9 protein-coding genes are annotated in these 14061 nt (G+C 53.2%); 4 read left to right on the plus strand and 5 right to left on the minus strand.

Going from position 1 to position 14061, the window contains the following annotated elements; genetic code table 11:
- Window positions 1–22: 22 nt before the first annotated feature.
- Window positions 23–3112: a type I restriction endonuclease subunit R gene (locus I2I05_RS05155; protein ID WP_196281158.1), complete on the plus strand. Its 3090-nt coding sequence runs from the start codon at window positions 23–25 to the stop codon at window positions 3110–3112.
- A gap of 101 nt (window positions 3113–3213) precedes the next feature.
- On the opposite strand, the gene I2I05_RS05160 is transcribed toward I2I05_RS05155, so the two are convergent.
- The gene (locus tag I2I05_RS05160; RefSeq protein WP_196281159.1) at window positions 3214–4353 is read right to left on the minus strand and encodes an exodeoxyribonuclease X C-terminal domain-containing protein; all 1140 of its coding nucleotides are present in this window, start codon (window positions 4351–4353) and stop codon (window positions 3214–3216) included.
- A gap of 131 nt (window positions 4354–4484) precedes the next feature.
- Here I2I05_RS05160 and I2I05_RS05165 point away from each other — a divergent pair, with 131 nt between their 5' ends.
- Window positions 4485–5660 (plus strand): hypothetical protein, encoded by a 1176-nt coding sequence (locus I2I05_RS05165; protein ID WP_196281160.1) that lies wholly within the window; start codon window positions 4485–4487, stop codon window positions 5658–5660.
- Window positions 5661–5713: 53 nt separating this feature from the next.
- Here the strand turns inward: I2I05_RS05165 and I2I05_RS05170 are convergent, their stop codons facing one another.
- From I2I05_RS05170 to I2I05_RS05180, 3 genes are all read right to left on the minus strand, one after another.
- The gene (locus tag I2I05_RS05170; RefSeq protein WP_196281161.1) at window positions 5714–6952 is read right to left on the minus strand and encodes a site-specific integrase; all 1239 of its coding nucleotides are present in this window, start codon (window positions 6950–6952) and stop codon (window positions 5714–5716) included.
- A 243-nt stretch (window positions 6953–7195) separates the two neighbouring features.
- Window positions 7196–8119, minus strand: a complete 924-nt coding sequence (gene cysK / locus I2I05_RS05175) for a cysteine synthase A (protein ID WP_196281162.1) — start codon at window positions 8117–8119, stop codon at window positions 7196–7198.
- Between the two features lie 114 nt (window positions 8120–8233).
- Complete coding sequence (locus I2I05_RS05180; RefSeq protein ID WP_196281163.1) at window positions 8234–9067, minus strand: serine O-acetyltransferase; 834 nt, start codon at window positions 9065–9067, stop codon at window positions 8234–8236.
- A gap of 182 nt (window positions 9068–9249) precedes the next feature.
- Here I2I05_RS05180 and I2I05_RS05185 point away from each other — a divergent pair, with 182 nt between their 5' ends.
- Window positions 9250–9591, plus strand: coding sequence for a cupin domain-containing protein (locus I2I05_RS05185; protein ID WP_196281164.1), 342 nt, complete (start codon window positions 9250–9252; stop codon window positions 9589–9591).
- 118 nt (window positions 9592–9709) lie between these two features.
- Window positions 9710–10690 (plus strand): aldo/keto reductase, encoded by a 981-nt coding sequence (locus tag I2I05_RS05190; protein WP_196281165.1) that lies wholly within the window; start codon window positions 9710–9712, stop codon window positions 10688–10690.
- 24 nt (window positions 10691–10714) lie between these two features.
- Here the strand turns inward: I2I05_RS05190 and I2I05_RS05195 are convergent, their stop codons facing one another.
- Window positions 10715–13942 carry a PAS domain S-box protein gene (locus I2I05_RS05195; RefSeq protein ID WP_196281166.1) on the minus strand — a complete coding sequence of 1076 codons (3228 nt, stop codon included), beginning with the start codon at window positions 13940–13942 and terminating at the stop codon, window positions 10715–10717.
- Window positions 13943–14061: the final 119 nt, after the last annotated feature.

Below are 14061 nucleotides of genomic sequence, written 5' to 3' on the forward strand. Positions count from 1 at the left end.
ACCAAGCTTTTCTTCGTCCCCGATGACCGAAGACGATATAGAACAGTTCGCGCTGGAATGCCTGCAAGCACAAAGCTACCAATACACATATGGCCCTACACTAGGCCCACCTGATAGCCCCCACGGCGGCGACGAACGCCAGCGTTACGATGACGTTGTATTGGTAGGCAAGCTGGGCTCCTTCATTGAGCGGCACAACCGCCACATACCAGCAGAGGCCCGCCACGATGCCCTGCGTCAGGTTTTGCGCGTGGGGGATGGGATAGCACTGCTGGCGGCCAACGAATCCTTCCATCGCCTTCTTACTGAAGGTGTACCTGTAGAGTACCGCGACCCAATCACCGGCGAAGTGCGGGGTGAGCGGGTATGGCTGATAGACTGGCAGCAGCCCGAACAGAACCAGTTTCTGGCTGTCAATCAGTTTACCGTCATTGAAAACGGGCAGAATAAGCGCCCAGATATAGTGCTTTTCGTGAACGGCTTGCCACTTGTGGTGCTGGAGCTCAAAAACGCCATCAATGCCAAAGCCACCTGCAAGCAGGCCTTTCAGCAACTTCAAACTTACAAAAAGGCCATTCCGGGTCTGTTCGTGTACAATGCCCTGCTCATAGCGTCTGATGGCTTCGAGGCCAAAGCCGGGACCATATCGGCTGACTGGTCGCGCTTTGCCGCCTGGAGAGCCAAAGATGACCAGGGCCTAGCTCCGGACAACGAAAGCCAGCTTGAGACTCTATGCGCTGGCCTACTACAACCTCAGCATCTGCTCGATGTACTGCGCCACTTCTTGGTGTTTGAGCACGCCCGCAACGGCACCATTAAGAAGTTGGCCGCCTACCACCAATTCTTTGCCGTGCGCAAAGCTGTAGTCGCCACCCAGAAAGCAGCCAGTGTGCGCGGCGATAAGCGAGCCGGGGTGGTATGGCACACCCAGGGCTCGGGCAAGAGCCTGAGTATGGTATTCTACGCTGGCCGGCTAGTGGTGAACGAGGCCCTGGGCAACCCCACGCTGGTTGTTCTCACCGACCGCAACGACCTCGACCAGCAGCTATTTCAGACCTTTTCGGACTGCTACGAGCTTATGCGCCAGCTTCCCCAGCAGGCCGAAGACCGCGAAGACCTGCGCCGCAAGCTGAGCGTAGCAGCCGGGGGCGTGGTATTTACCACCATCCAGAAGTTTCTACCAGACGAGAAGGGCGCACGTTACCCCGAACTCAGCGACCGGCGCAACATTGTGGTCATCGCCGACGAGGCCCACCGCAGCCAATACGACTTCATCGACGGCTTCGCCCGCCACTTGCGCGATGCCTTGCCCAATGCTACCTACATTGGGTTTACGGGTACGCCCGTGGAAAGCACTGACCGCAATACGCAGGCTGTTTTTGGCGACTACATTGACGTGTACGACATCCAACAGGCGGTAGAAGATGGGGCCACCGTGCGCATATACTACGAAAGCCGACTGGCCAAAATCAACTTCAAGGATGGGGAAGAAGGGCTGGTAGATGCGGCATTTGATGAATTGACAGAAAGCGAGGAACTTACCGCCAAGCAGCAACTGAAAGCCCGTTGGGCCAGGGTGGAGGCCTTGGTAGGCAGCGACGACCGGGTGCGTAGTGTGGCACAGGACATCGTGCAGCACTTCGAGGCCCGCACGTCCGTGCTGACGGGCAAAGGCATGATTGTGTGCATGAGCCGCCGCATTTGTGCCGCCCTTTACGCTGAAATCGTAAAGCTGCGTCCCCATTGGCATTCCACCGATGACAAGTTGGGCAAGATGAAAGTGGTGATGACTGGCTCAAGTTCCGACACGGAAGACCTGCAGTCCCACATTCGCAACAAAGCGGCCCGCACCGCCCTAGCCGACCGCATGAAAGACCCAGAAGATGGGTTGCAGCTCGTCATTGTGCGGGATATGTGGCTTACGGGCTTCGACGCGCCTAGCCTGCATACGCTGTATGTAGATAAGCCCATGAAGGGCCACAACCTGATGCAGGCCATTGCGCGCGTTAACCGGGTATTTCCTGGCAAAGACGGCGGCTTGGTGGTGGACTATCTTGGCATTGCCACCGACCTGAAGCGTGCCTTGGCTACCTATACCGAAAGCGGCGGCAAAGGTAAGCCTACTCTCGACCAAGCCGAAGCAGTAGCCGCCACGCTCAACTTTCACGAAGCCGTAGTATCCCTGCTGCACGGTTGTGATTACGGGGGGTATTTCGATCTCTCGACCAAAGAGAAGCTAACCGGCATCCTAGACCTAGCTAACTGCATCTTAGCCCTGCCCGACAACGGACGCCAGCGCTTCCTCGACCAAACGCTTGGCTTGCTCAAGACCTTTGCCATTGCCGTCCCCCATCCTACGGTGCTGGCCTTGCGCGATGATATTGCCCTGTTCCAGGCAGTGCGTGCCTATTTGCTCAAGCTAGCCGACAGTGGCAAGCCCACTGGCAAATCCGATGAGGAAGTAGAAACCGCCATCCGGCAAATCGTCTCTGATGCCGTAGTGGCCGGCGACGTGGTGGACATCTTTGCAGAAGCTGGCCTACGAAAGCCCGATATTTCCATTCTCTCCGATGACTTCCTGGCCGAAGTGCAGGGCATGAAGCAGAAGAACGTGGCCCTGGAACTGCTGAAAAAGCTACTTAGCCAGGACATTAAAAGCCGGGCCGGCAGCAACGTGGTCCAAAGCCGCAAGTTTTCTGAAATGCTTGATGCGGCAATGAAGAAGTATCAGAATAACGTCATCACGGCTGCTCAAATCATTGACGAGTTGATTAAGCTAGCCAAAGAGCTTAAAGACCAGGACGCCCGAGGCGACAAATTCAATCTTAATAAAGACGAACTGGCCTTCTACGATGCGCTCGGAGCAAGTGAAAGTGCGATGGAAGTAATGGGTGACGACAAGTTGCGCATTATTGCCCGCGAGTTGGTGGACATTGTGCGTAAGAATACTAGCATTGACTGGACGATGAAGGAAAGTGTACAGGCCAACCTGAGACGGTTGGTAAAGCGCATCCTAAATAAATATGGATACCCACCCGATTTACAGGTTAGGGCAATAGATACCGTGCTTGAACAAGCCAAAAGGCTAGCCCTATTTAGCAATAGCGGTTAATAATGATAATTACAAGCACTGGTGCCATAGCATCAGGCAAATACACAACTCTCCATTGCGTAGCTAGAAGCACGATGGGTTTGAATGGTGCAACAGATAACTCAATCGTTTCTATCCTCCCAGTCACCATACTGGCCGTCAGTTAAGGCATCCCAAGCATCTTCGTCGTGATTAGTTTCATCCTCTTCGCAGGACCCAAACCGGTCATAATGTTCATAAATTTCTTGATTCTCTTTCCCTTGATTGAGAAAGTTGTTGTTTGGAATACTTTTATAATAATTCTCAAACGACTCTGTAAATAATTGGTCGTCTAAATAAAAACTAGCTCTACCCCTATTCGCAAGCTCTCTGGAAAGTGGTGGTTTTACATCTACAGAAACCTCACCTTTCGAAACTCTTGATGACTTAAGTCGATTTATTAAATAATCAAAAACCCAGTTATTTTTTGTTTGGCCATCAAATGTTAATAAGTGCCTCCAGTAGTCGACAGATGGTAAAAGGCATTCGTTCCTAGCAGGGAATTCGTCTACCTCCGATTTATTGTCTTTATAAACAGAACTCTTTCTAGTTGTACTTTTAGAATAAAGAGATTTTGATGTATCTATAATTACTATTAAAGCAGTATTTATATCGCGTTCAAGGCTATTAATGCAATAAGTATACAGATCTTGACCGTCTGTGTAATCGAACCAATTTTCCTTAATCCACTGAAACCAAACACTTTTAAAGCTGTGATTTATTAGAAAAAAGGTAAGTTTAACACCTATTTTATCTCCTTTGTCAGCTTCACAGAAATTTCTGAAGTATTTGTCGAACCATAACTTATTGCCCTCCGCAATTTCATCCAGCTTCTGGCTCTCCATTAAATGAAAGTAACGCTTTAAGCTGCATATATTATACAAAGCTTTACCTATGGGCATTTTTAATTTACTTTCAAAAGTATATGGGTTTATGAAATCATTTTTAACATTTTTTGACATCCACAGGTCAGCCATATCCATTTTCCTTCCAAGCGATTCTATTGCTTCCTTGGAGAAGCAATAATCTTTTCTTCCAGCTTCCAAAACCCTAAAATATCGCCGAGATAACATGAAATTATCGATTTTCCGCAAGCAGTAGTCCAAATACCCAGGTTCTGACTCTAGGACAGAATGAATTGTATGGCCTGAGAACTTTCCAAAAGCAATTACAGTCGTCGGGTAGTAAAACCAGTATTCTTGGTTTGGTTTGCTACTTTTCATATTTTGAGCGGCATAAAGCTAAGAATGACAACACCAACCCAATTGTTGGAAGCATTTGATTACCAGGGCATTTTTCGGTTATATGAAATATCGAAGCCTTCAATAAAAGGCTCAATTCACATCCCTCCTTTTTGCGTTACCATTGTGAGGTAGCTCAACGATTAAGAAATGGCAGTATGGAAAAAAAGGTAATAAATGCCAAACTATGGCGCTTTGATGAAAAATCAGTCTTTGTATTTGGAAAACACATAGGCAAAACTGTTCAGGACGTATTTAAATCTGAGCCATCATACATCATGTTCTGCCTATGTGATGTATCAAAGTTTGTGCTATCCCAAGGTGGATATGATGCCTTAAAAAGCATCAATGGGAACTATATAAAAGACAATAAGGCATTCACCTCATTTTTTTTAAATAAAATATTTGAACTTAATAGAATCGTAGGGGATAACACCTACTTAGCTTCGGGCAGAGAGAAAAAAACAAGTTTTTTTGACAATTATTTAATCCATTTCGATGGTGATAAGCCACTTATGTATACACACAAGCGGGCTAAATCATGGTACATCGGCAACTCCTGTGGTGAAACGGTTGAAGTAAATGATGTGTATCCAGACCTAAGGCGTCGAGGAAAATCAATAAGCAAGCAACATAATGAATTCAACTTTTCGATTAATATTATTGACTACAAGGACTTAAAGGCATTTAGAAAATATGAGCGTTCTTATGCAAACCCAGGTATACGGAACTTCGAAATAGCAGCAAACTTAGGTTGTGGCCTCATCGTCTTAGTAGTTTCAATGGAGTGGCACAATCTCTCACAGGACCCGATACACCGCTTCTTTGGCAGCTCTAGCAATATAAGATTAATACCCGACGACTCACCTTGTGTAATGCATATTATAAAATCGCATTACTCCGGTAAAACAAAAGTCGGCGTTATAGATGATGTTGATACCGAAGGTAGTAGCAGGGAATTAGATGCAAACTATAACAAAACTGATGTCAACTCGAGAGCAGGCATTATGGATGGCCTGCCTGAACTACTAAAAGAGCTACTTGAAACTTACTCGCTTTATCGGCAAGCCTTCCCTAACAAAAATTTATTCAATAATACCAGCTTATATTACAAAAGGAATAATTTAAAATTCACGCTTTCGTGGGATGAAGTAAATAAATTAATAGCTCATTGGTACGCATTGAATAATGATTTAAAGACTTATGAATCGAGGCAAAAAAGAATATTCATGAAAATCCTAGAACAAAGTGGCTATTTCGAAAGTGATTATTCTAACGATGATAATTAATCAATGAAGTAGGGAGGGGTTTAATCAAACCGTTTATGAGTTTTTTACATCAGCTATAGCAAAGCCTGACTGGCCATATCCAAAACATCGTTATCAAACCCCTTGAGATAGATTCGGGTGGTAGCTTCGCTATCATGCCCCATCATTTCGCTGATTTGGGCAATAGGAACTCCAGATTGTTTGAGAACCGTAGCAAAGGAATGTCGGGCTACGTAGGTTGTTAGTGGCGTGTCTACCTCAGCCAAGGTGGCCAATTCTTTCAAGCTACTGTTGGTTTGCCGCAACACCTTTTGCACCCGGTAGTCACGTTGTTGCTCGGTCTGGTGAAAGTCGCTCAGGATGGGGAAAATGTAGGGCGAAGGGCTAGCAGAAGCTTGTTCGCGGTAATAATCCAAGATTTCTTGGGCAGGGGCAAGAACGTTCACATTGAAGTTCTCCTTCGTCTTACGACGGCTATAAAAGATGCGCTCGTCGCGAAAATCCTTCCAGCGCAGGTACGCCATGTCCACGAAGTTGATGCCACGGCAGTAAAAGCTAAACAGGAAGTAGCGGCGGGCCTGCGCTTGGGCCGGGTTATCAACCAAGTTCAAATCCTTGATGCGCTGCAATTCAGCTTTGGAAATGGCGCGGCGTGTTGTCTGAATGCGCCGGTACTTAGCAAAGTTGATTCCTTTGTATGGGTCGTATTCTTCCGCTACCACTTCCTCCTTGCGAGCATAATTGATAAGCGTCTTAAACGTCCGTAAATAGACAAAGAAGGCGTTGGGTTTGGTGCCTCGCTGCAAGTGGTACTCTTCCCAGCGAGTAAGGAAAGCATTGTTAACATCCGAAAAGCTAAAGTCCTTGTCGCCACGGTAGGCCATCAGACTTTTCTTGGTGGCATGGAATATGTCGGCATAGCCCAACCGGTCAGAACCCCGCAAGCGAGCTACCCAATGGTCGAAGTAGCCAAGAACTGTTTCACGTGTTTGAACCTTGCCAAGTTTGGCTTTGAGGCTTTCGAGGGTATAAGGCTTATCGTTGTTCTCAAAGTCGAGAATCGCCTTTTCCGCATCGTGCTCTGCCTTGTCAATCGCCCGCTTAATCTCATGATATAGGTCGTGCTTTCGCTTGGGTCGGTTGGTTTTGGCATCCCACTCATCCAGGTGACAACTGATGCCCAAGCCAATTTTAAGCTGCCTCCGGTCCCGGGTTAGGCGCAACAAAATGGGATGCTCACCATTCTTAAGTACCTTAGATGTGTATAGAACGGCTTTTACGGTGGTGTGCATGCCTTTTTTCGGTGTAAACATGGTGTAAACAAAGCTAGCAAAACCAGCTAATCAAAAGCAAATCAGAATGAATTTTTATTTCAATAAACATTTGATATACAAGCCAAAACAAACTAAAATAAGCCGAGAATACCTAGTATCAATTGCATGGCATGCAAGAGGTCATCGGTTCGACTCCGATATTCTCCACTGAAGATGTGAATACAAAAAAGCCCGACCAGTTTCCTGGTCGGGCTTTTTTGTTGGCCGGAAGCGGGAGTTGCGTTACACAAACAGGCCGTCGACCGATAGGTAGCGTTCGCCGGTGTCGTAGCAGAACGTCAGGACCCGGGCGCCCTGGGGCATATCGGGCAGCTTTTTGGCAATGGCCGCCAGCGAAGCACCCGACGAAACGCCCACGAACAAACCTTCTTCGCGAGCGGCGCGGCGCGTCATCTCATACGCTTCCTGATGCGACACCTGAATGGTACCGTCGAGGATGTTGGTGTGCAGGTTTTCGGGGATAAAGCCCGCGCCAATGCCTTGGATGGGGTGCGGTCCCGGCGCACCACCGCTGATAACCGGCGAGGCTTCCGGCTCTACGGCAAAGGTTTTCATGTTGGGGAATAAGGGTTTCAGCACTTCCGTCACGGCGGTGATGTGGCCGCCTGTGCCCACACCGGTAATATGAAAGTCAAAACCTTCGGGCGCATCGCGCAAAATTTCCTGGGCCGTGGTTTCGGCGTGGATTTGCAAGTTGGCGGGGTTGGAGAATTGCATGGGCATCCAAGCGCCAGGCGTGCTGGCCACAATGTCCTGGGCGCGCTCGATGGCTCCTTTCATGCCTTTCTCGCGCGGCGTGAGTTCCAGGGTAGCCCCGTAGGCGGCCATGAGGCGGCGGCGCTCAATGCTCATGCTTTCCGGCATCACGAGGGTCAGCTTGTAGCCTTTTACGGCGGCAACCAGGGCCAGGCCTACGCCGGTGTTGCCGGAGGTAGGCTCCACAATCAGGCTGTCTTTGGTGAGGATGCCATCCTTTTCGGCCTGCGTAATCATCGACAGTGCAATCCGGTCTTTAATAGAGCCGCCGGGGTTGGCGCGTTCCGTTTTCACCCACACTTCTACGTCGGGACGGATGGTGGCGAAAATGCGGTTGAGGCGCACCAGCGGCGTGTTGCCGATGGTGTCGAGAATGGAATTGGCTTTCATGAGGGCAATGAGTAAATGAGCAAATGGCTGAATGGATGGATGAGTTGACAAACAGGCTTACGGAGGCAAACTATTCATTCACCCATTTGGCCATCTGCTCATTCACTCATTGGATTAAATGGAAAATACTAACTCGGCGGCGGGGTCGACGTTGCGCGATATCTGGATGTGGGCGCGGTGGTAGACGCGCGAGTGCGAGGGCACACTTTCGGTCAGCCACACGTTGCCGCCGATGATGCTGCGGGTGCCCACCACCGTGCTGCCGCCCAAGATAGTAGCCCCGGCATATATAACAACATGGTCTTCGATGGTGGGATGCCGCTTGGTGCCCTGCAAGCCCTTGGTAACGCTTAGCGCCCCTAAGGTCACGCCTTGGTAAATCTGCACATTGGCCCCGATGACGGCGGTTTCGCCAATGACGAGGCCCGTGCCGTGGTCGATGCAGAACGCCGCCCCGATTTGGGCGCCGGGGTGAATGTCGATGCCGGTGCGCTGGTGGGCGTACTCGCTGAGCAGGCGCGGCAGGCGCGGCAGGCCGCGCTGGTGCAAGGCATGGGCCAGCCGGTGCAGAGCCGTGGCATAGAAACCAGGATACGAGCTGATAATTTCGCCGAGGCCCTGAGCGGCGGGGTCGCTGGCCAAGATGGCGGTGGCGTCGCGTAGCAAGGCGGTGCGCAAGGCCGGGAGTTGGGCGGTAAACTCGTCGGCCAGGGTGGGCGCCGACGCGGGCAGCGCGGGCACTTGCGCCAGCAGTACCGCTAGCTCGGACCGGAAGTGGTAAAGTTCGGAAGCCACGGCGTCGGTCGTGGACAAGGGCCGCTCGGCGCGCTGGGGAAAAAGAAGCGCCAGCAAGCCATCGGCCAACGCGCAGAAAGCGGTGCCAGGCAAGGCATCGGGCACCGTGGAGTGGGCCTGGGCCAGTTCGGCAGCAAAAGAAGAAGGGAGCACGGCAACAGAAAAAGGGTGGTAAGAACCGAGGGAGTAAACCAGTCGGGATGGCGAAGGTTTCGGAGCGCCCAGACAACGGTTGGAACAACTTGACCGTTTAGCTGGAAGCGCCATCCGAAGGCTTCGCTGCCATACGACCGGGCCAAAAGGTACTTCTTTCCCGACTTTTTACAATCAACACCATGTCCGACACCACCATTACCAAAGTCGATTCGCGCTACTCGCCCAAGGGCAAAGACGGCGAAAAATACCTCGCTTCCGGCAAGCATGTGGCCATGCGCATGTGGGAAAACGAGCAGCCCGGCGAGCCCAAAGAAGCTGCTTCGCGCACCTACGAAACCGTAGGATTTGTGCTGAGTGGGCGCGCCGAGCTGCATTTGGCCGGCCAGGTAGTAATCCTGGAAACCGGAAATTCGTGGGTGGTGCCCCAAGGCGCCGAGCATACCTACAAAATACTCGAGAGCTTCACCGCGGTGGAAGCTACTTCGCCGCCGGCGCAGGTGCACGGCCGCGATGAGGAATAGCACAGCTGCCTAAAGGCATTTCTGAGACGGCCTGCCGGGCGGAGGCCCAGCAGGTCGTTTTATATCTCGTTCCGAGCCCTCCTTCTTCCTAGGAATAGCTCACCCATTACTACTTCCAATGAAAACCCGTGAACTGGGCCACACTGGTCAGCAAGTATCCGCGCTGGGCCTGGGCTGCATGTCGATGGCTTCCGGCTACGCCTATGGTCCCAGCGACGCGCACGAAGCCGTGGCAACGCTGCACCGCGCTCTGGATTTGGGCGTGACCCTGTGGGATACGGCCGATGTCTACGGTTTTGGGGCCAACGAAGAACTGCTGCGGCAAGTGCTGGTGCCGAACCGGTCGTCTGTTTTTCTGGCTACCAAGTTTGGGTTTGTGACCGATGGCCGGGGTGGAGCGACGGTTGATGTGCGACCCGAGCGCATTGCCCGGGCCTGCGAGGCCAGTCTCCAGCGCTTGGGCATCGATACCATCGATTTATACTACGCCCACCGCATCGACCCGGCCGTGCCCGTGGAGGAAATGGTGGGCGCCATGGCGGCGCTGGTGCAGGCCGGCAAGGTTCGGTTCTTGGGTCTTTCCGAAGCTTCGGCGACCTCCCTGCGCCGCGCCCAGGCTACGCACCCCATCGCGGCGCTGCAATCGGAATATTCTATGTTTACCCGCGACGTAGAAGCGGAGATTCTGCCGGCCTGCCGCGAGTTGGGCGTAAGTCTGGTTCCGTTTTCGCCGCTGGGCCGCGGGTTGCTCACCAATCCGGGCCCGCAACTGGCCGCGCAGGATTTGCGCCGGAGCATGCCCCGTTTTGGGGAGGAAGTAGGCGATGCCAACGCGCCGTTGGTGGCCGGCCTGCACCAACTAGCCGCTGAAAAAGGCGTCACCACCGCTCAGCTGGCACTGTCGTGGCTGTTGGCGCAGGATGCGGGCATCATCCCGATTCCCGGTACCAAGCGCCGGAAGTATCTGGAAGAAAATGCCGCAGCCGCCGAAATCGTCTTATCCGCAACCGATTTGCGGCGGCTGGAGCAATTGCTGACTGCGCACCCAGTAGTGGGCGCCCGCTACGGCGAAGGCGCCCTGAAGCTTGTGAACCGTTAGCCCTTGGGCTGTCGCAGCTGACGACTATTTGTCGCGGGTGGCCTGCAGCAGTTGTGCCTGCAAAGTACTGAGCGGGCCCGCCACCCAATCGTACACCATCTTCACCAGCGTGGCCTCCTGAAAGGGCTTGGTCAAGTAGTCATTCATGCCAGCGGCTATGCACTTGCTGCGTTCGCCTTGGATGGCATTGGCCGTGAGGGCAATGATGGGAACCGTGGAGCCGAACCGCTCGCGGAGCAGCGCCGTGGCAAGGTAGCCGTTCATCACGGGCATTTGCACGTCCATCAGCACCAAGTCGAAGCTTTGATGCGCGGCTACGGCTACCGCCACCTCCCCGTTGGCGGCTTCCGTCACGTCCATGCCAGCGTTGGTGAGGAAAATAGTCGCTAGCATGCGGTTGAACACATTGTCTTCGACCAATAAAACACGCTTGCCCCGCAACGCGTGTTGCATGCTGCTGACGTCGGAAAGGTCCTTTTGGGGCAAATCCTGCTCCGTGCCGATGGGGAACTGCAAGGTAAAGCGGCTAGTGGTACCGCGGTTTTTTTGACTTTCAATGTGCAGGGTGCCGCCGAGCAGTTCCACCAGCTTTTGGCTGATGCCCAATCCCAGGCCCGTGCCGCCAAACTTGCGGGTTACCGAAGAATCCTCTTGGCTGAAATCATCGAACACTTGCGCCAGGTATTCGGCATCGATGCCAATGCCGGTATCCTGAACCATAAACTCGACCGCAGCTTCGCCCGATTCGCTAGGCAGCAGCTGGCAGACGATGACTATCGTTCCTTTATCCGTGAATTTCACCGAGTTGCCGGCCAGATTCAAGAGAATCTGGGTGATGCGGTAAGGGTCACCGAGCAGCACTTCCGGCACCAGCGGGTCGATGCGGGTCAGGATGGTCAGGCCTTTTTCCTCGGCTTTGTAGAGCAATGTTTTCTCAACTTGCGCGCATATTCGACCGGGACTAAAGCCAATTGTTTCGACTACCATGCGCCCAGCTTCAATTTTGGACAAGTCCAGAATGTCGTTGATGATGACCAGCAGGTTCTCGGCTGAGGCAGTGATGGCGTTCAGGTAGCTCACTTGCGGGCCATCGAGGGCGGTTTTGGCCAGCAGCTGGCTCATGCCCAGAATGGCGTTCATGGGCGTGCGGATTTCGTGGCTCATGTTGGCCAGGAAATCCTGTTTGGCCCGTGTGCTTATCTCGGCCAGTCCTTTGGCCTCGCGCAAGCTGGCTTCCAACACCTTCTGAGGCGTTACGTCGAGGTAAATGCCGATGGAGCCTATCAACTGTTGGTTGTCGTCGTAGAGCGGGGCCCCGCTCACCAAGAGCCACTTCAATTCACCGGTTTTGGTGGTTACCGCAATTTCGTAGGAATCGGCGATGCCCTGCTGCCGGATGGCTTGTTTGCTTTCGACCAGCGCCAAGTCCTCGCCGGTCAGCAGCATGGGCGACAGACGACTGCCCATCAACTCATCGGTGCAAAAGCCCGTCATGCTGCAGAAACTCTGGTTGGCGTAGAGCAGGTGGTCTTCCAAATCGGCTTCTACCAGCCCCAACGACATGTTTTCGATGATGCCGCGGTACTTTTCTTCCCGCCGCTTCAGGTCCTCGTTGGCCTTGGTACGGGTGGTGATGTCCTCGTACTTCCACAAGTGGCCGATGTAGCCGCTCTGGTCGAAAATCGGCGCAAAGTCCCGCTTGATAGTGCGTCCATCGAGCAGGGTCAGCACATCGCCCACCACGGGCTGCTTGCGGTTGAGCAGGTCCTGAATTCGCGCCACGTACTGCGCGGGCTTGTTGACGTAGGATTTCGAGCCTTCCGTCAACCAGCCGCCGTCTTTGCCCACCAGCTGGGCCGGGGTTGTGGGCACGGCCAGCAACTTGCAGAACGCTTCGTTGGAGAGAACGATGCGGCGGTTTTCATCTTCCAGCACCAAGCCTTCCTGGAAGTTGGCGATAACCGTGGACAGGCGCCGGGACGAGGCATCGAGGGCTACCTGGGCTTTCTTCAACTCCGAAATGTCGGTGTGCGTGCCCGAGAAAATGAGGGCCTGGCCATCGGGAGCCCGCTCGGTCACCAAGCCGCGGCTGAGTATCCATTTGTAGCTGCCATCCTTGCAGCGCATCCGAAACTCGACCGCCAGCAGGGTCGAATTTCCCTCCAGGTAAGTCCTGATGGCCTGTTGGGTCAGGGCGGTGTCTTCGGGGTGCAAGTGGGCGGCAAAAGACTCGTACCCATCTGGAAACTCATCTTCCTGGTAGCCGAGCATGGCCTTATAATCGGCCGAGTACGTCACGTGTTGTGGGCTGCGCAGGTTCTGTTCCCAAATGCCATCGCCGAAGCCCTCCACGGCCAGACGCCAGCGCAGGTCGTTTTCGCGGAGCGCTTGCTTCAGGGGGGTGATATCCTGAAGAATACCGCTGTAGGTCAAGCCTTTTTCGTCGCAGCCCGTGAGCACCGAACTGCCCCGAAGCCAGCGCAAGGGCTGGCCCGGTACGGTTACCCGCCCTTCGTAGAACCACGGCGCCTGCGTGCGGATAGACTCCTTAATGGACTTCCAGAGCGCGGGCAAATCGTCGCAGTGCGAAAATTCGAGCACGTTGCCGATGCCGGTGAGCGGAATTCCAAATAGCTCGAACAGCTTTGGACTCATGTAGTTGAGGCCGAACGTGCCGTCGAAGTTGTGGCGCCATTCATAAAGCACAACGGGCACGTTTTCGGCCAGGGCCCGGAATCGGTGCTCGCTCTCGGCCAGGGTCAGTTGGCTTTTTTTCCACTCCGAAATGTCTTCCAATAAACCCGCCAGCACCATTTCCCCAGCTTCGTTGCGGATGGGCTGCACCTTAACCCGAATCCAGCAAGCATGGTTGCCGCCTTGGGGGTTGCGCACCTCGTACTGAAAAGGGACTTTGTCGCGCAACCCGGCCCTGATGTACTCCAAGGTCTGCGGGTCATCGAGGTGGGGACGCAGGAATGATTCGGGCAAGCGCCCGAGCACTTCGTGCAGTTCAAACCCGCACAGGGTCGAAAAACCGTCATTCACCCACGTAACCCGTCCGCTCGCATTGGTCAGCAACACGGCAGGGTACAGTTCCTGCATCAGCAACACCAGTTGCTCGTAGTTAGGCAAAGACGGGCCGGAGGTTAGCGCACGGCCGGGTGCGCTCGCGGCGTTGGCCAGCGCCGCGCGCAAGGCTGCGTTTTCAGCTTCCTGCTGCTCCAAGGCGTGTTGTAGCTCGGCAGTGGTCATATCCAGTTTCTCCTCGTTAACACAAGGTAACGTATTGCAACCATTACAGTTGATTCATTCCCGAACACAACCATTTTGCCTTCGCCGTAGGTCAACAAGACCGAAGGCATGGTTTTGTG

This window comes from Hymenobacter jeongseonensis (assembly GCF_015694725.1).
Lineage (GTDB): Bacteria > Bacteroidota > Bacteroidia > Cytophagales > Hymenobacteraceae > Hymenobacter > Hymenobacter jeongseonensis.

Bases quoted from the DNA above. Each gene is read 5' to 3' on its own strand.
- cysK (WP_196281162.1), bottom strand. From the start codon at position 8,119: ATGAAAGCCAATTCCATTCTCGACACCATCGGCAACACGCCGCTGGTG.
- I2I05_RS05195 (WP_196281166.1), bottom strand. From the start codon at position 13,942: ATGACCACTGCCGAGCTACAACACGCCTTGGAGCAGCAGGAAGCTGAA.
- I2I05_RS05160 (WP_196281159.1), bottom strand. From the start codon at position 4,353: ATGAAAAGTAGCAAACCAAACCAAGAATACTGGTTTTACTACCCGACG.
- I2I05_RS05170 (WP_196281161.1), bottom strand. From the start codon at position 6,952: ATGTTTACACCGAAAAAAGGCATGCACACCACCGTAAAAGCCGTTCTA.
- I2I05_RS05185 (WP_196281164.1), top strand. From the start codon at position 9,250: ATGTCCGACACCACCATTACCAAAGTCGATTCGCGCTACTCGCCCAAG.
- I2I05_RS05190 (WP_196281165.1), top strand. From the start codon at position 9,710: ATGAAAACCCGTGAACTGGGCCACACTGGTCAGCAAGTATCCGCGCTG.
- I2I05_RS05155 (WP_196281158.1), top strand. From the start codon at position 23: ATGACCGAAGACGATATAGAACAGTTCGCGCTGGAATGCCTGCAAGCA.